16 protein-coding genes and 1 tRNA gene are annotated in these 18157 nt (G+C 44.2%); 9 read left to right on the forward strand and 8 right to left on the reverse strand.

The window, feature by feature from the left end:
- The first annotated feature begins 113 nt into the window (after positions 1 to 113).
- Positions 114 to 1247: a serine/threonine-protein kinase gene (locus IQE94_RS12950; protein WP_212721205.1), complete on the forward strand. Its 1134-nt coding sequence runs from the start codon at positions 114 to 116 to the stop codon at positions 1245 to 1247.
- An 11-nt stretch (positions 1248 to 1258) separates the two neighbouring features.
- A complete protein-coding gene (locus tag IQE94_RS12955; RefSeq protein WP_212721203.1) occupies positions 1259 to 2002 on the forward strand; it encodes an FHA domain-containing protein in 744 nt (247 codons plus the stop codon).
- 116 nt (positions 2003 to 2118) lie between these two features.
- On the opposite strand, the gene IQE94_RS12960 is transcribed toward IQE94_RS12955, so the two are convergent.
- Complete coding sequence (locus IQE94_RS12960; protein ID WP_223342093.1) at positions 2119 to 5277, reverse strand: DEAD/DEAH box helicase; 3159 nt, start codon at positions 5275 to 5277, stop codon at positions 2119 to 2121.
- Positions 5278 to 5661: 384 nt separating this feature from the next.
- On the opposite strand from IQE94_RS12960, the gene IQE94_RS12965 reads away from it, so the two are divergent.
- Positions 5662 to 5895, forward strand: coding sequence for a Uma2 family endonuclease (locus IQE94_RS12965; RefSeq protein ID WP_212721199.1), 234 nt, complete (start codon positions 5662 to 5664; stop codon positions 5893 to 5895).
- Between the two features lie 209 nt (positions 5896 to 6104).
- Here IQE94_RS12965 and IQE94_RS12970 read toward each other — a convergent pair whose 3' ends face one another.
- Positions 6105 to 6350: a UPF0175 family protein gene (locus IQE94_RS12970; protein WP_212721197.1), complete on the reverse strand. Its 246-nt coding sequence runs from the start codon at positions 6348 to 6350 to the stop codon at positions 6105 to 6107.
- A 371-nt stretch (positions 6351 to 6721) separates the two neighbouring features.
- Between IQE94_RS12970 and secD the strand changes: the two genes are divergently transcribed.
- From secD to lpxD, 3 genes are all read left to right on the forward strand, one after another.
- Complete coding sequence (secD, locus tag IQE94_RS12980; RefSeq protein ID WP_212721195.1) at positions 6722 to 8137, forward strand: protein translocase subunit SecD; 1416 nt, start codon at positions 6722 to 6724, stop codon at positions 8135 to 8137.
- A gap of 55 nt (positions 8138 to 8192) precedes the next feature.
- Positions 8193 to 9140 carry a protein translocase subunit SecF gene (gene secF / locus IQE94_RS12985; protein ID WP_212721193.1) on the forward strand — a complete coding sequence of 316 codons (948 nt, stop codon included), beginning with the start codon at positions 8193 to 8195 and terminating at the stop codon, positions 9138 to 9140.
- A gap of 136 nt (positions 9141 to 9276) precedes the next feature.
- On the forward strand, positions 9277 to 10311 hold the full coding sequence (lpxD, locus tag IQE94_RS12990; RefSeq protein WP_212721191.1) for a UDP-3-O-(3-hydroxymyristoyl)glucosamine N-acyltransferase: 1035 nt from the start codon (positions 9277 to 9279) through the stop codon (positions 10309 to 10311).
- A gap of 107 nt (positions 10312 to 10418) precedes the next feature.
- Here lpxD and rplT read toward each other — a convergent pair whose 3' ends face one another.
- The 4 genes from rplT to IQE94_RS13010 form a co-directional block, all read right to left on the reverse strand.
- On the reverse strand, positions 10419 to 10772 hold the full coding sequence (gene rplT, locus IQE94_RS12995; protein WP_010873349.1) for a 50S ribosomal protein L20: 354 nt from the start codon (positions 10770 to 10772) through the stop codon (positions 10419 to 10421).
- Positions 10773 to 10912: 140 nt separating this feature from the next.
- Positions 10913 to 11116: a 50S ribosomal protein L35 gene (rpmI, locus tag IQE94_RS13000; RefSeq protein ID WP_028947991.1), complete on the reverse strand. Its 204-nt coding sequence runs from the start codon at positions 11114 to 11116 to the stop codon at positions 10913 to 10915.
- Positions 11117 to 11186: 70 nt separating this feature from the next.
- The gene (gene radC / locus IQE94_RS13005; protein ID WP_212721189.1) at positions 11187 to 11918 is read right to left on the reverse strand and encodes a DNA repair protein RadC; all 732 of its coding nucleotides are present in this window, start codon (positions 11916 to 11918) and stop codon (positions 11187 to 11189) included.
- Positions 11908 to 12720: a rhodanese-related sulfurtransferase gene (locus IQE94_RS13010; RefSeq protein ID WP_212721187.1), complete on the reverse strand. Its 813-nt coding sequence runs from the start codon at positions 12718 to 12720 to the stop codon at positions 11908 to 11910. The genes radC and IQE94_RS13010 overlap by 11 nt, the downstream gene beginning before the upstream one ends.
- 91 nt (positions 12721 to 12811) lie before the next feature.
- On the opposite strand from IQE94_RS13010, the gene IQE94_RS13015 reads away from it, so the two are divergent.
- A tRNA-Ala gene (locus tag IQE94_RS13015) sits at positions 12812 to 12884 on the forward strand.
- A 200-nt stretch (positions 12885 to 13084) separates the two neighbouring features.
- Positions 13085 to 13411: a hypothetical protein gene (locus IQE94_RS13020; protein WP_212721167.1), complete on the forward strand. Its 327-nt coding sequence runs from the start codon at positions 13085 to 13087 to the stop codon at positions 13409 to 13411.
- 184 nt (positions 13412 to 13595) lie between these two features.
- On the opposite strand, the gene uvrA is transcribed toward IQE94_RS13020, so the two are convergent.
- Positions 13596 to 16508, reverse strand: coding sequence for an excinuclease ABC subunit UvrA (gene uvrA, locus IQE94_RS13025; RefSeq protein ID WP_212721164.1), 2913 nt, complete (start codon positions 16506 to 16508; stop codon positions 13596 to 13598).
- A gap of 333 nt (positions 16509 to 16841) precedes the next feature.
- Here uvrA and IQE94_RS13030 point away from each other — a divergent pair, with 333 nt between their 5' ends.
- Positions 16842 to 17201, forward strand: coding sequence for a DUF4870 domain-containing protein (locus IQE94_RS13030; protein ID WP_194016302.1), 360 nt, complete (start codon positions 16842 to 16844; stop codon positions 17199 to 17201).
- Positions 17202 to 17454: 253 nt separating this feature from the next.
- On the opposite strand, the gene ureG is transcribed toward IQE94_RS13030, so the two are convergent.
- Positions 17455 to 18075: an urease accessory protein UreG gene (gene ureG / locus IQE94_RS13035; RefSeq protein ID WP_212721162.1), complete on the reverse strand. Its 621-nt coding sequence runs from the start codon at positions 18073 to 18075 to the stop codon at positions 17455 to 17457.
- Positions 18076 to 18157: the final 82 nt, after the last annotated feature.

The following is an 18157-nucleotide window of genomic DNA, read 5'->3' on the forward strand; positions in this document are numbered from 1 at the left end:
ACAGAGTAATTTTCTTTACTAATCTTTATATCCTCATTTGGTTAGCGAACCTATGATGGTTTCCAGGAGGGCATGGTTTGTGTAATACCTTTGCTTGTTTCTGGTGAAAGCCTATGTTTTTGTCGTCCTGGAAGAGCTTGGAAGGAAAATATTTGGAAGGAAGCTATGTCCTCCAGTTTTTACTGGGAACTGGTGGTTTTGGCGCAGTATTTCTGGCGGAGTCCGTTGGGGAAATGGCGATCGCCAATGTAGCAATCAAGTTGGTGATCTGGGATGACCAGAGGGAACAACAGCAGATCCAAGAGTTGGAGTTGGCCACCACCCTCGAACATGAAAAGTTGATCCGATTTTACAGTTCCTTTCTGACCGAGATGGAGGGACATCGCTTTCTGGTGTTGGTGATGGAATTGGCAGAATATTCCCTGAGAAATCGTTTGGAGCAGTTGGCAGAGGGGGAATTGTTGCCAGAGTCAGAACGGGATCAGGTGATGGGGTCAGTGTTGGAAGCGCTCTGTTTTCTCCATGGGCAGGGCATTGTCCATCGGGATATTAAGCCAGACAACATACTCTGGGCGCAAGGCCATTGGAAGGTGGCGGATTTTGGTATTTCCCGTGTTCTGGGGGAAACGACTAGCACCAAAACCAGTGTCGATGGCATGAGTGTCTGTTATCGCTATATGCCCCCGGAGGCGGTACACGGAATTATTTCTCCCCATTGGGATATTTGGTCTTTGGGAATTCTAATGACTATCTTGCTGACAGGGAAGCACCCTTTTCCCCATACGGATGCGGTAGGTTTGTTGTGGAAAATCAGCCATGAGTTGCCGATATTTACGGACAAGATTGATCCTCTTTACGAAAAAATTATCTCAGGGTGTTTGGTTAAGGATCGCTACAAACGCTGGAATGCGAAAAAGTTATTTTCCTATTTCACAATTGCTAGGGGTACAAGAAATACCCAAGACGAGATAGAGCATTTTCTGAATGAAAGGTTGGAGGAGATTGAAGTTTTGAGAGAACATGATGATTATCAGGAAATTATTACTATTTGTGAAATTATCCTAGGACTTCAACTGGATCACTATGAAGCTTGGTATATCAAGGGAGAGGCCTATTCTTGTTTAGATCAGTATCGGCAAGCCTTAGATGCCTATGAGCACTCGATTAGCTGTAATCCTAATTATGCGATGGCGGTACACGCTAGGAATTACGTTAAACAAAAACTTGAAAATCTCACACTTTCTTAGACTTTTAGATTATGTATTCTTACTATCCAGAACTGAAAATTAAAGATCCTCAGGGCAATGTTAGTTATTTTAAGCTAAATAAGCGTTATCCAGAAACAAGATATTCTATTGGTAGATATGGAGATACTGTTGACAGGGATGGAAATGATATTGTCTTACCGGATAATGAAAAAAAGTTAATTACTCGCTGGGATCACTGTATTTTGAGCCGAGAATCTGGGGGATGGGTCATCAAAGACAATAGTACTTGGGGAACAAGCATAATCAGAAATGGCTACGAAATTGATTTGAAGGCTGTCAAAGACGGTAAGGAATATCTTTTGCATGAGGACGTTATCAAAATTCAGGACTGGCAGTTACAATTTCTGGATCTCGACCCAGATAAAACTAAAAAGCCTGTTCATAATATGATCGTCGGGCCTTGGGTTTTCAGTGTTAGTGAGCTTAGTCTTTATGAAATGGTTAATGGCCAGCGAATCAAGGTTAATTTAGCTCCCCAGGAAGAACGCCTACTATGTTTTATGGCAAAACGTAATTTGGAAAATAATAAACAACCTACTGTCTGCTTGTATGAAGAGCTAATAGAAGCCATGTTAGGTTATAAAGATGTTGAAATAGAAAAGCACAAACCACAAATTCATAACTTAATTAAAAATATAAGAAAAAGGATGAAAAAAATAGGAGAGGAGGACAAAGGTCAATGGCTCAGGACTGAATCAAAAATAGGTTATTCACTTAGGATTTACTGTGAATAACCTATAAAGGTTGCGGGATAAAAACGATAATCTGAGGTTTATCCTTGTTGTTTATCGTCAATAATAGCAACTAAGGCAACAGGAATTGGAACAAAGTAAGTATCATCTTCAACATCCTAATCCCATTCAGAACTGGGGGTTTTAAATGCTTTATTAACCCAATCAGAAATTAAGGTCGAAGCATGGCTGATTTCGTTAATAAGGCTGGTGTCTGGTTGAATGAATCCTGTGAGTGCTTGTTCTTCTAAAAAGCTAATCATCCTGTATATTTCGCTGGCTGATGCCCCAATTACGTTAGTTGAATACTGAAAATCACTTGGAAAATTGTAATAAGTTAAGTATTTAGCAACTTTTTGAGGATCAACATTTTCAAGCTCTCTGAGAGGATGAGTTGCAAACATTAAAAATTTAGTGTTTTCTAGTTCAGGAAATTGAGAGACAAAAGCTTGCTTTGAAATAGCAATAAAGTCAGAATTTTTTTGTCTTGCTAAAGTTTCACAAAGACTCCCAATATAGTCTTTTGAGCGATTTGATTGATAACGCCTCATCTCCATATTTTTTCCAGGAACATCCCAAGGATAAAGACCAGCTAAGCTATCAATTTCTTTTTCTTGACCAAAAAGACCAAATTCTTGATCAAAGATAATTCTTTTCGTATTTTTAGAGCTAGGTTTTTCACAGATAACTCTTTCCTTCATTCCACGAGTAGATGTAAAAGATAGTATTTTTGATTCTTCTTTCTCTGATGTGGTGCCAGAATTAGTAAAAATTGGACGTTCCCATTGTCTTGTTTCAAATTTCATTTGATGTTTATAAATATCAAATTTTAAGTAGTCTAGCTGTAACCAGTTTTGGAGGCGTTTTTTAAGCTCATCTCGTCCAATAACAAACTCAATATTTAATTGATGAGTGCTTAATTCACGAAATTGAGATTCCATTAGATCGTTGATTTCTCGAGCTTTTTTGATAATTTGATCAATAGCTCCCGTTTCAAAATCTTCATCATTGGAAATAGTGACTGCAATACCATAAATTTTCTCAAGCATTTTTGGATCAGTTATTCCTGCTTTCGATAAGCGACGTAATAAGGCACAGTCTCGTTTATAAGCTAAAGTTCCCTCCAGAATCAAGTAATAGGCTGTGACATCTGAAACTTGACCTAATCGTGCAACTCGTCCATTACGTTGCATAAGAACTGATGGATCCGGGCTTAAATCCCAATGGACAACTTTATTGGCTACTTGAAAATCTAACCCTTCATCTGCAGCAGATGTAGCAACAAGAATTCGATAATTTTTTTTCTTATCATAAAATTTCCTGATAGCTTCTCGTCGTTCATCTAAACTCATATTTCCTGTCAAAGAAACACTTTCTTTCTTGAAAGTTGCAGTAATAATTGCAGTGGTTTGTAAGACTTCTGTAAAAACCAGAAAACGAGAGTTAGGATAGGCCAAGAGCATCTGCTTTAACCAATCTAACTTAGCATTCTCAATTATGCCATTTGAACGTAAAAGTTTAAGTGCTAGATCTGCTAATATAACAATTTCTTCTGAATCAGCAACAAAAGGTTTTTCCTCATCTTTATTAAGCATTTCAATTTGAAATTGACGAACCTGCGGGACTTTGCCCTGTAAATTTGAGCGTTGAAATACAAAATTATTGTCTGAAGGAAACCGAACTTCTGACGCAAATTCATGATCTCGATTCTCATCAAAAGAAGCCATTTGACGAGAAATTTCCTTTATTAATTCTCTTAGTTTTTCTGTATCTTCCGATATATCACTGCGATATACTTCATCGTTATTCCATACTGAATGATGGCGAACACACCATCGAAAAATCCAACAAGCTCCAGCCAAAGAACTGCTTGTTAAGCACGTTTCTAAATGAGCGGAAGAAAAACCTCCAAAATTTTCATCATGAGTTTGATAAATTTCTTTGAGAGTTTTTTTGATTTTATTTAGGTCATCTAAATAATTCTGATCAACTTTTGCCAAACGTGGTAGATTTTTGTACTTGTCATTGTTGTTTGAGTTTTCTTCACTGACATAATAAATATCACTATTGTCCCCCTGTTCTTCTAATTGATTATCGACTATGATTTCGTGTGCTAAATCAGGTCTTTCTAAATGAGGTCTTAAAATGGTCAATTTGGGAAATAATTTTTTGTTCGACCAACTTAAAATTTCATCCTGTTGCCTCCAAAAAATGGAAACAGGAGAATCCTCTTTTTTAATTGCTTCTAATAACTCCTCTTTTCCAATATTGCCAGCAAACGCATTATCAATTGCAACTTGATGGGCTAAAAGACGAAGTAAATTGGTAAATTGTGATTCAGATCGAAAAGGAGTTGCACTCATTAAAATAACTAACTCAGGAGGTTCTGAATCTTCCCAATATTCACCATTGATAATTTGACGCACTGCCTTATAAGACTTGGTGGCAATTTGACGAGAAATATCTTTTGGATCTGTGCCAATCAAGTCAATTTTACTCCCACAATGATGGCATTCATCAATGATGACAATATTTGGTCTAACACGACTGGGAAGTTTCTTCTTATCTTTTTTATCAAGATATCGCCTTGCTGCATTAAGGCTTGCAACGCAAATACCATCACTAGGAATATAACCACCGTAGTTTTTAAAAGAATCAACAACTCGAATAATTTCTTTATCTTCAGGGCTTTTAATGACGCTACTAAGTTTTTCTTTCACATCTTCTGTTAATCCACCCGGAGCTAAATAAAGACAGCGAAAGTTATTGGGCTGAGCTATCAATCGATCTCTTAAAATCAATCCTACTTCAATTGTTTTTCCAAGACCAACTTCATCAGCAATCAAAACTCTTTTTATTCTTGATTCATTATTTTTAATATATTGTTGAAGTGCAAGTTGGTGAGGAAATGGATCTTTGTCGCTTGCTGTAATACGACCGGAATGAATATTTGCTAAAAGCTCTAATGCTCCAAGTCTCAGGACAGTTCTGATATGCGCATCACAGTCACTAAAGCTGTTAGCAATAGCAGATTCTGCAACTTGGTACGGTTTTCTTGCTTTGAGCCTTTCTAATAAATCTGGATATCGAGACAACAACTCGCTCGGCATTAAAGCGTTGAAGTCTATCACTCTTTTTTCTAGAACATTATCTTTTTTATGGTTAGTCTCTACAGTATATGCAAGATGGCTAAAAGCCTTATCTATTTTGCCTTTTACCCAAACAATATCCACAAGATTCTCGCCATTGGATGGCACTTGAAAAAGTTGATAGTTCATGTTGTTTTTCTAGGATGTGGAGATAGCAGAACGATGAAGCAATAATTGAAGGATAGATTTTCGCCAAAAAATAACTAACGCATCTTGGGTATCTGCTTCATAAATTTGCTTATAAAACTAGGTTAAACCAATAACTCTAAAAATTAGTTGGAAATACTATTCAAAAAACTATAAATTTCTATCGTCTTTTTTCAAGGATTGATTACGTCAAGCATTCGGGCTGATCTGTAGATTAGCAGGGAATACCAATCTCGGACAAATCAGCAAGGAAGCTGATCTAGCTTTTAGTTCAAACTTCGGTCAACCACAACATCCATCCACAAATAGGGTAGACTATCCAACAACCTATGGACGATAATCAGGATATTTAGCCCCCCTTTGACCATGTTTGCTCCCCCAAACCGTTATTTGACCCCCGAAGAATATCTGGCCCTGGAAGCTGATAGTCAAGTCAGACATGAATATATTGATGGTCAAGTCTATACCATGGCAAGGGGGAGCAAAGCCCACAATCTCATTAGCCTGAATATCGCCGTCGGGTTGCTTGCTCAACTAACAGCCCCCTGTCAAACATTCATGGTGGATATGAAAGTGATGTCTCAGTTCCCCAGTCAATGACCGCTCTATCAAGCGTTAGCTTATTGTTAACGGATCTGACCTTTAGCCATTCCTCTTTGATAGTAATTTTTAATTGATTACAACCTGGCAAATTTTCTTCAATCCTAAGTTCTGTAAAAACTGCTTCGGGAATATAAAGCTCATGAAATTGGTGTTTAACAAGATGAAGATGATCGATAATTGACAAATTGAGCAGAGGTGATGTATTACTAACGGCGAGCATAATCTAAATCTTCAGCTAATTCCATTTCAGTGTAATGGCGGGTAATCTTTCTCTCTCCCAATAAAGCCGAAAAATCACGGTATTCTATCTGGGCTAGTTCCCGAGCTTTACCAAAAGATAACAATTCTTGTTGATACAAACTGAGTGCTAGTTCTTTGAGCAGTTCCTTTTCAATGCGTTGTTCAGGAAGTCGAATAGATTGGAGAATTGACTCAGGAATTGAGATTTGCATTATCGTTACATTAAAATTAAATTTTAAAGTTTGCTATCATATTTCGATTTACTTAACAGAAATGGTAATGACCTCAATCTTGATTTTCCAGAATTTTTCTTCCATTATATTAGTTAAGGCCTTGACCCTGATCGCCATACCTATAGAAGATAATCGAAATATTTAGTGCCTCTTGGCCATGTATGCTCTCCCCAATCCTTATTTGACCCCAGAGGAATATCTGGCCCTGGAAGCCCGCAGTCAGGTCAAACATGAATATATTGACGGTCACGCCCGTTGATTTGTCCCCAGACTGCTAATGATTGGCGATCGCCGAGGGATTGACCCGTGGCACGATAGAATCGAACATTGTCCCCGATCAATTCCTTTCCATGCAAAGACTGCGTTGGCTACTGCTTTTAATTGTTGTCTTGGTCATTGGGGCCAGTTTTGTGCTGGCCAAGTTGCCCCTGCAACTAGGTTTAGACCTGCGGGGGGGAGCCCAGTTAACCATTGAAGTCCAACCCACCGAAGAAATTCCCCAAATTGACAACGATAGTTTGGTGGCGGTGAAAACAGTGATCGAAAACCGGGTTAATGCCCTGGGGGTATCGGAACCCTTGGTGCAAACTGCTGGGGAAGATAAAGTGGTGGTGCAACTGCCAGGGGTGACCGACCCGGGTCAGGCGGAAAGGATTTTGGGGGGGACCGCCCAGTTAGAATTTCAGCAGCAACGGCCCGGCACAGAGGGAGAATTTCAAGCGGAATACAGTATTAAACGTCAACTGGATGCGGAACTGGAGAACCTACGCCGCTCCGGTGCTTCCCCGGAAAATAGCGATCGCCTCCAGCAATTGTTGACAGAGCGGGAACAGTCCAACCAAGCTCTACTGGGGCTGTTTGAACCCATGGGACTAACGGGTAAAAACCTCACCGATGCCCGCCCTAGTCCAAACCAATCCGGCACTGCCTGGGAAGTATCCCTCCGCTTTGACGAAGAAGGGGGCAAGAAATTTGCTGAATTGACCCAAGCTGTGGCCGGTACAGGGCGGAGCTTAGGCGTGTTTTTAGATAATGACTTGATCAGTGCTCCGGTGGTGGGAGTGGAATTTGCTAATACAGGTATTACCGGAGGAGCGGCGGTAATTACGGGCAACTTCACCATCGACACAGCCAATGATCTGGCGGTGCAACTGCGGGGCGGCTCCCTACCGTTCCCGGTGGAAGTGGTGGAAAATCGCACCGTGGGGGCCACATTGGGGCAGGAAAGTATCCGACGTAGTTTGGTGGCGGGATTCGTTGGTTTAGCCCTGGTGTTGATTTTTATGGCGATTTATTATCGTTTGCCCGGTATTGTGGCGGATGTCTCCCTCGTTATCTACGCAGTTTTGACCCTAGCGGCCTTTGCCCTCGTGGGGGTAACTTTGACCTTGCCTGGTATTGCCGGTTTTATCCTCAGTATTGGCATGGCAGTGGATGCCAACGTCTTGATTTTTGAACGGACTAGGGAAGAATTGCGGGGGGGCAATACCCTCTATCGCTCGGTGGAATCGGGTTTTTTCCGAGCCTTTTCCAGTATTTTGGATAGTAATGTCACCACCCTGATTGCCTGTGCAGCCCTGTTTTGGTTTGGCTCTGGCTTGGTGAAAGGTTTTGCCCTGACCTTGGCGATCGGAGTCATGGTGAGTTTATTTACCGCCTTGACCTGTAGCCGTACTCTTTTACTTGTGATTGTACTCGGTCTGCCTAAAGTCCGTCAAAATCCCAAACTGTTTTGCCCTAATCTCTCGGTGCCAGCTAAATCATAAATTAACTGTTTAACCAAAAATTCTTTTTCATCCTCCCTGACCAATCTGAAAAACTATGAAATTAGACCTGTTCAAATGGGAAAAACCGGCTTGGATTGCTTCTGCCCTTTTGGTGTTGATCAGCATCATCGCCATGGGAATTTCCTGGGTACAATTCCAAGCTCCTTTTAAACCTGGTCTGGATTTTGTCGGGGGTACCCGTTTGCAACTACAACTGGAATGCGCCAGCAATGATAATTGTCCTGCGACGATCGATGTGGCAAAAGTTCAGGATATTCTCAATGGGGTGGGGCTGGGTAACAGTAGCGTGCAAGTGATTGAGGACTATACCCTTTCCATCCGTCAACAAACCCTGGATGTGGAACAGCGGGAAGCGGTGCAAAAAGCACTGAATGAAGGCATCGGCAAGTTTGACCCGGAAACTATCCAAATCGACACCGTTGGCCCCACAGTAGGTAAGGCTTTATTCCGTTCTGGAGTGTTAGCTCTGGTGATTTCCCTCCTGGGTATTATTGTTTATCTAACTATCCGTTTTCAGCTTGATTACGCTGTTTTTGCCATTGTTGCCCTGCTCTACGATGCTTTGATCACCATGGGGGCTTTTGCTATTTTTGGTCTACTGGGAGGGGTGGAAGTGGACAGTCTATTCCTGGTGGCCTTACTAACCATTATTGGTTTTTCCGTCAATGACACGGTGGTAATTTACGACCGGGTGCGGGAAACCCTAGAGCGCCATCCCGACTGGGATATCAATCATGTGGTGGATGATGCCGTTAATCAAACCTTGACCCGTTCCATTAACACTTCCTTGACCACTTCTTTGCCTCTGGTGGCGATCTTTCTTTTTGGGGGCGATAGTCTGAAATTCTTTGCTTTGGCTTTGATTATTGGCTTTGCTTCCGGTGTTTATTCTAGTATTTTCATGGCCACTACCCTCTGGGCCTGGTGGCGTAAACGAAGATCGCCAAGGAGTCCTAAGGGAGAAGTGGTGGCGGAGGTTTAACGGCGTTTTTTTGATTGGCAACGGAAACGAGACACAATGTTCTCTGCCACAGTTAGCACCGGTCACAGGTGGAGAGAAAGATCAAAGCCTTGTGGGAAAATGGTCACAGTTTAGCTTTTAGCTCCGCCAATCTCCCATGGAATTTAGCCAACTAGTAGAACGCTTACAGCCCCAGATCCAAACCCATAGCTTAGTAAAATTTGGCGATCGCAATCCGACCATTGGGGGTGTTGCGGCCTTAACAGAGGCATTGTCAGGGCAAATTAGTTACGTCGACAGCGCCAAGTATGCGCCCCAAATGCAGGCGACCCAGGCCAGTGCGCTCATTTTACCCCCGGACGAAAAACTGCAAGCAGAAGCAGATGCCCTAGGCATAGCCTGGTGCGCCACCGCCCAACCCCGATTATTATTTGCGGCGACGATCGCCGTTTTTTATCAGCCCTATCGTCCCCCTGCGGGTATCCATGGCACGGCAGTCATTGACCCTTCGGTGCAATGGGGGGAGGAGGTGAGCATTGGCCCCCATGTGGTGATTTATCCTAATGTGACCCTAGGCGATCGGGTTTGCATCCACGGCAATGTGGTCATTTACCCAGGCGTTACCATTGGCAACGACACCATCCTCCACGGTAACTGCACCATCCACGAACGCACTCAGATTGGCCGGGGTTGTGTAATCCACAGCGGAGCGGCGATCGGAGCAGAAGGTTTCGGCTTTGTGCCCACGGCGGAAGGTTGGTTCAAAATGGAACAATCCGGCCAGGTGATTTTGGAAGATGGGGTAGAAATTGGCTGTAATAGTGCGGTGGATCGTCCCGCAGTGGGGGAAACTCGCATCGGCAAAAATACCAAATTGGATAATATGGTGCATGTGGCCCATGGTTGTCGTATTGGCGAGGCCTGTGCCCTGGCCGGTCAAGTGGGCCTAGCCGGGGGAGTCACCATCGGTAACCGAGTTATCCTCGCCGGACAAGTGGGGGTAGCAGATAAATCTCAGATCGGCGACGGGGCGATCGCCTCTGCCCAAACCGGAATCCACGGCAAAGTGGGAGCTAAAGAAGTGGTTTGTGGTAGTCCCCACATGCCCCACAAGCTTTACCTGAAAGCATCTACCATCTACAAACGTTTGCCGGAAATGTACGACACCCTGAAAAAATTGAAAAAAGTTTAATATTGCCCAGCGAAAAACCCCACCCTAGATCACCGGGATGGGGAGTTTCTCTATTTAGGTTCAATATCCAAACCAGCCAGCCTTGCCCAAAGGAAAAATAACCCTTTTTACTTCGCGGTGGCGGCTACTTTCACCACTTCGCTAAAGGCGGCGGGGTCTAACACGGCCAACTGGGCCAACATTTTGCGGTTGATTTCAATGTTGGCTTTTTTCAACTGCCCGGTGAGTTTACTGTAGCTCATGCCTTCTTGGCGAGCAGCAGCGTTGATGCGGGTAATCCACAGACGGCGAAAATCCCGTTTACGTTTACGGCGATCGCGGTAGGCATTACGCAGGGCCTTCATCACCTGTTGGTTAGCGGTGCGGAAAAGTTTGGAGTGGGAACCCCGGAAACCTTTGGCTAACTTGAGAATTTTCTTGCGGCGTTTGCGGGCGACATTGCCCCGTTTAACTCTGGTCATAGTAATTTTAAAAGACTAAAGATAATTTCAGCCCTGCCCAGGAAACTGGTTTGGGGTTAGAACCTGACTGAGATTCTTTCCATCCCAACTTCCCCTGGTGCCTAGCTGAAAAGTGAGCAAAAATAGCGTTAACTACTCAGTTACATATAGGGAAGCATGAGCCGGACATTTTTTTCATCGGCTTCATGCACCAAAGCAAGGTTGGAAAGACGACGACGGGTCTGTTCAGAACTCTTATGTTCCAATAGGTGATTTTTAAACGCTTTGCGACGGATAATCTTCTTGCCACTGCCGGTTGGGCGAAATCGTTTGGCGGCGGCTTTACGAGTTTTAAGTTTGGGCATAATGTGGCTGGTAATTGAACACAGTCTTCCACTATACCACGGCTAACCCAGACCTTGGACTTTTTCTCCCCTAATCTCCCTGGGGAAAGCGTTCCCACAAATCTGTGCATTGCCGTAAACTCTGGTGCTTGCCGTGGCCCAAAATGAGATGATCCAATACCGGAATTTGCAAGTATTGGGCCCCCTGGAGCAGCAATTCTGTCAGCCGGATATCTTCTGGGCTCGGATCTAGCCCACCGGAGGGATGATTATGGGCCACAATCAGCCTAGTGGCACCCTGTTTAATCACCTCCCGAAAAATTTCCCTGGGGTGAACTAGGGTCTCCGTGGCGGTGCCAATGGTGATCACTTTGGTGGCTAGCAAGCGGTTTTTTACGTCCAGCATGACAATGGCAAAATGTTCCTGGGTCTGCCACATCAAATCCTGGCTCAAGGCGATCGCCGCCGCTTCGGGGCTATCAACCACCATTTTTTCCAGGGGACGACTTTGAAACACCCGTTTACCCAATTCCACCGCCGCTAAAATTGTGGTGGCCTTGGCGGGGCCAATGCCAGGAAAAGCAATTAATTCCTGGGGATGGATATTACGCAACACATCCATGGGATCCTGACGATTTTGTGCCAACTGTTGCAGGATATATTGCCCTAGCCCCACCGCCGACAGCTTACCTTTACCCTGACCCGTGGCTAATAGAATGGCAATCAATTCTGCATTGCCCAGATGCTTAGCCCCATATTTGAGCAATTTTTCCCTGGGGCGTTCATCCTCCGGCAGATCGGCAATTCTCAGGCTATAGCTCATTGCTTCCCGCCACCGTTAAACCGCACTGGGGACAATGAATATCGTCGGAGCTGAGGGGATATCCACAACCGTCACAGAGGGCATGGGAACCCACCGTTAAACCTTCTTGCACCGCCACCCGTTGGTCAAAGACAAAACATTCCCCCTGCCACAAACTCTCCGTCGGGGGTACAGTTTCCAGATAATGTAGGATGCCACCCTGGAGATGGTAGACCTCTGCAAATCCCTCTTCCAACAGGTAGGCACTGGCTTTTTCACAGCGGATTCCCCCAGTGCAAAACATCGCTACCTTTTTATTTTTTTGCTGATCCAGATTATTTTTCACATAGTCGGGGAACTGGCGAAATCTTTTCGTGCGGGGATTGACTGCCCCTTGGAAGGTGCCGATCGCCACTTCATAATCGTTGCGGGTATCAATTACCACCACATCAGGGTCTTGGAGCAGTTGATTCCATTGCTGGGGAGAAACATAAGTTCCCGCTTGTTTTTCTGGGGTGACTTGGGGAAGGCCAAGGCTGACTATTTCGGGCTTAACTTTTACCTTCATCCGTTGGAATGGTGTGGTTTCCGCCCAGGAATGACGTTGGGGCATATTGGTTATTCCCAAGGCCGCCGCTATGGTCTTGACCATTTCCTCGATGGCTTCTGACTCACCGGTGATCGTGGCGTTGACCCCTTCCTCCGCCAACAAAATGGTTCCCTTCAGCCCCAGGCGATCGCATAACCCCTGCCAACAGCTTTGCTTTTCCTGCAAATCATCGAGCCGGGTGAAGTGATAAAAAGTTGTTACCTGGTGAGCCATAGGAAAGCAGAAAAATCCTTGCTTGTTGTGAACTTCTATGGCTATAATAGCTGAGGTTTGTTACCAAACGACGTAGCATGCGCCAGTTCAAGGGGGTTTAGCTCAGTTGGTAGAGCGCCTGCTTTGCAAGCAGGATGTCAGCGGTTCGAGTCCGCTAATCTCCATACTTTCCACTGTACAGTGACTAACTCTTTGTCATCAGTGACAAATTGTTGTCATGATGCCAAATTAGGTGTCGTGATGACAGATTGTTGTCGTCGAAGCATTGGTGACAAATTGCTGTAGTTTAACTCGATTTTGCAAAGAAGGCGCTTCTTTCAACTCATCTTAGACTAGATATAACGGGAACAAGAACAACTGAGACATGATTGCTTCCAACCCTTTCCCTGTTGGAAAGCCGTTGAAACTTTCTAATGAAGCCATCGGTAAAATGTATTCAGAATATAAAAAGAACCCTGATAAATTTGAAGGCCTCGCCATAAAAATTAATAGTCTTCAAGATTTTGAATTGGCATACAGCATTGAATTAAGAAACTTCAACAGTGCAGGGGGTGTAGCGGCAAATCAAGGACTTCCGCTTAGCAAAATGGATCACCATACCTATGAAGTCTATGGCGAAAAGATTCAGGTAGCAAAAGAGCAGAGAGAAAAATGTAAGGAAGCTATAAAATTTCTTGTTTCTAGGCTATGAATTAATGTAATGAGGTAGTGCAATGTATCTGCTCCACCTTGTTATACCGAGTGATCAAGATACTGTCCTTAGATTGACTGGATTTATTAATTTCTTTTTCCCAAAACCCTAATTTACAGAAAATTCCGCAAGTCCTGATCATCGCTTTTTGCAATGCACAGGAGCGTAAAAGTACCCTCAAATTTTAGGACGGCAATACCTTAGCTAGATACTTTCCTGTGTAAGAACTAGGATGTTGGGCCACAGTTTCCGGTGTTCCCGTTACCATAATTTCTCCTCCCCGATCACCACCTTCGGGGCCCAGATCAATAATCCAATCACTGCAACGGATTACATCGAGGTTATGTTCAATGACTAAAACGGAATTGCCTTTATCTACCAAGCGTTGCAACACATTCAGTAAATGGTGCACGTCGTAAAAAGATAGTCCTGTGGTGGGTTCATCAATCAGATACAAAGTTTTGCCCGTGGCCCGGCGGGATAATTCCGAAGCTAGTTTGACCCGTTGGGCTTCCCCCCCGGATAGAGTGGGGGCCGGTTGACCTAGTTTGATATAGCCCAACCCCACATCCACCAAAGTTTGCAGACGATTCACCGCCCTAGGAATATTCTCAAACACTGTCAATGCTTCTTCGGTGGTCATAGCCAACACATCCGCAATGGAGTAACCCTTATATTTAACCTGCAACGTTTCTCGGTTATACCTGGCTCCTTTGCATACGTCACACTGCACATAAACATCGGGCAAAAAGTTCATTTCAATCACATTGACCCCTTGCCCGGCACAGGCTTCACAGCGGCCTCCTTTGACGTTAAAGGAAAATTGTCCTGGTTTATAGCCCCTAGCTTTAGCCTCAACGGTTTGGGTGAAAATTTCCCGAATTGGATCAAAAATGCCGGTATAGGTGGCGGGGTTAGAGCGAGGGGTGCGGCCAATGGGGGACTGGTCAATGACAATTACCTTATCGATCGCCTGGAGGCCGATGATTTCCCCCAGATTTTTGGGAAATGCCACTTGGCGGGAAAGGTGATGTTGCAGGGCCGGATGGAGCAGTTCATTTATCAGGGTGGATTTACCGGAACCGGATACCCCCGTAATGCATACCAATTTCCCCAGGGGAATGGTGACATCAATGCCCCGTAAGTTGTTATGGGTGCAGTTTTTCAGGATCAACTTAGCCCCATTGCCGTTTCTCCGTTCTTCTGGAGTGGCGATCGCCTCCCGCCCGGATAGGTAAGCCCCGGTGAGGGATCGCTTATTTTTTAATAGGGTCTGAAAATTTCCCTGGCAAACAATTTCGCCGCCGTGGATACCCGCTTTGGGGCCAATATCGACAATATGGTCAGCGTGGCGGATGGTATCTTCATCATGCTCCACCACAATCAGGGTATTACCCAAATCCCGCAGTCGTTCCAGTGTGGCCAGGAGGCGGTCATTATCCCGTTGATGGAGACCAATGCTGGGTTCGTCCAAAACGTATAAAACCCCAGTAAGGCCGGAACCAATTTGAGTGGCAAGGCGAATCCGTTGGGCTTCCCCCCCCGATAAAGTCATGGCGGCCCGATCCAGGGTCAGGTAGTCTAAACCGACATCCAGGAGAAAGGTTAAACGGGCCTTGATTTCCTTGAGAGCCAACTCCCCAATCATGGCTTGTCGGGGGGTCAACTCTAGGTTCTCAATCCGCTCTAGGGTCTGGCGGATGGGCACACTGGTTAAATCATTAATGTTGTACTGCCCTAGTTTTACTGCCAGTGCTTCTGGCTTTAATCTTTTGCCGTCGCAGGTGTGGCAGGGTTGATTAATAATATATTTTTCTAATTTTTGTTTAATAGCATCGGAGTTAGTTTCGTCATAGTTTTTTTGCAGGATATTCAATGCCCCGGCAAAACGACGATAATAGCCCTGTTTGTTGCGGTATCGAGATTCGCCCTCAAACCAAATTTCTTCTTCCGTACCGTATAAAACCACTTCCTTTTGCTCTTGGGTTAATTTTTTCCAAGGGGTTTGCAGTTCAAACCCAAAATGTTGTCCCAAACTGTATAGCAACGATAAGTAATAGGAATTATCCTTCTCTGACCAAGGGGCGATCGCCGCATAGACGGGTTTTTCTGGATCGGGAATGACCAAATCAGGGCAAAAGGAGCGCACAAAGCCAATACCATGGCAATCAGGACAAGCACCGTAGGGAGAATTAAAAGAAAATAAACGGGGGGAAAGCTCATCCATTACTGCCCCATGTTCCGGGCAAGCAAAGTTTTCTGAAAAGATTATTTCCTTGGGTAATTCTGTGTGGTAAACTTGACCATTTTCCGCCGCTTTTAATGTTTCTTTGTCATCTTTTTTACCCCCACTTAACGCAGCCAAGGCTGGCTTGTCTAAGATGTCAACAATGGCCGTGCCCTCTGCTTGCTTTAAACAAGTGCTGAGGGAGTCCACCAGTCTTTCCTGTAAACCATCCTTTTTGATCAGGCGATCAATGACTATTTCAATGGTATGGGCTTGGTTTTTTTTCAATTCAATATTGTCACTTAATTCTCGTACTTCTCCGTTAATTCTTACCCGCACAAAACCCTGGGAAACCAAACTGGAAAATAGTTGCACATGGGTGCCTTTTTTTCCTTTTACCACCGGAGCCAAAATTTGAAACTTAGTTTTTTCGGGCAACTCCATCACCCGATCACACATTTGGTCAATGGTTTGGGGGGCAATGTTCCGTTGGCAGTGGGGACAATGGGGACTACCGGCCCGGCCAAATAACAGACGGAGGTAGTCGTAAATTTCCGTCACCGTACCCACAGTAGAGCGGGGATTGTGGGAAGTGGATTTCTGATCAATGGAAATAGCTGGACTCAGCCCCTCAATGCTGTCCACGTCCGGTTTATCCAACTGTCCCAAAAACTGTCGTGCATAGGCACTCAGGGACTCCACATAGCGCCGTTGCCCCTCCGCAAAGATGGTATCAAACGCCAAAGAAGATTTCCCTGACCCCGATACCCCTGTAAACACAATCAGGCGATCGCGGGGCAGGTCTAGATCGACATTTTTTAGGTTATGTTGTCTAGCGCCTCGAATACGGATGCTGTTTTGGTCAGGCATAGGGGGGCAGCAAGGCTCTTAACTTTTCTTCACGATTTTAAACTGTCTTTGCTAATCTTGGTCGGCGAACCGATGGGAAGCAACAGACGCAACAAATCAATTGAACCAGTTTAAGGGGCTATTAAAATTCTATTGAAAATCTAAGAATGTGTTTGAAAAATTAGCAGAAATCGGGATCACGCTAAATTCTGCTACGGTTAGACGGAACTATTTCACTCATTGTTGTTACTGTGATGGTTTAGATGTGAAATTTGTCGTATTAACTTTTAGCACCAAAAAATCTCTGTATACTGGACTTAATCTTAGCCGACTATACGCAGTGGGGTACTAACCATGACCAATCAACCTAACCAAGTCGATCCAGAAAGCAGAAACTGGGCCATGATTGCTCATTTGAGCACTTTTGCGGGTTACCTTGTGCCCTTCGGTAACATCATTGCTCCGTTGGTGGTGTGGCTGATGAAAAAAGATGAGCTGGAGTTTGTCAATGATCAGGCTAAGGAAGCCTTAAATTTCCAGATTAGTATTTTGATTTATGTGATTGTTTCCGGTGTTTTAATACTATTATTAATTGGCATCCCTCTTTTGATTGCTGTTTTAGTTTTTGATCTAGTAGTAACAATTATGGCGGCAGTGAAAGCCAATGAAGGAATTCGGTATCGCTATCCTCTCAAGATTACATTTATTAAATAGGGATTTAGCGAGCTAATAAAACTATTTATTATTAATTGATTGCGACTATCCACATTCCTTATAAATTAATTTGAATTCGGCAAACAAAAATAGTATTTTACCCAGCAATCATTTCTTCGGCACCGAGATAATTCTGGTTAACAATTGGCTTGTCCAGTAGATTAAATAGTCGTTAATTATCGCTAATCTCCTTGGGTCAAAGAATAAGTTTGTGTGTGTGAGAATTTTTTAATTAAACTCAATTAAACTGTGATTAACTTACTAGAATCTTGCTAGGAAGATAATGTTCAATGAAATTTACCACAGTGCTTAGTCCTGTGGCTGTTTTTAAATTAGTAAACACAAAGGGCTTTTCCCCACGCATTTTTTTTGCATCCCGGTTCATCACCTGTAAATCTGCTCCCACCATGGGGGCTAAGTCTATTTTATTAATCACCAATAAATCTGATTTGGTAATGCCTGGGCCGCCCTTACGGGGAATTTTGTCCCCCGCCGCCACGTCGATCACATACAGGGTTAAATCTACCAATTCTGGGCTAAACGTAGCTGCTAAATTATCTCCCCCACTCTCCAAAAACACCATATCCAGGGGCATAAAACGGGCCTCTAAATCGGCGATCGCCGCTAAATTAAGGCTGGCATCTTCCCGAATGGCCGTGTGGGGACAACCCCCGGTTTCCACCCCAAGAATGCGATCGGGGGTGAGGGCCTCTGCCCGGACTAAAAATTGGGCATCTTCCTGGGTATAAATGTCGTTAGTGACCACAGCTAACTGGTATTTTTGCCTTAGGGCTTTGCAGAGAGCTTCCAAAAGGGCCGTTTTGCCAGAGCCCACAGGGCCAGCAATACCAATGCGGAGGGGAGTTTGAGCCATGGTACTAACAAAAAAAAGATCAAGGGCGATTTTCAGTGTAACGCCTAATTTATTTTTCCTTCCGTTGATTTACTGGGGCGGA

This window comes from Synechocystis sp. PCC 7339 (assembly GCF_019924095.1).
GTDB lineage: Bacteria > Cyanobacteriota > Cyanobacteriia > Cyanobacteriales > Microcystaceae > Synechocystis.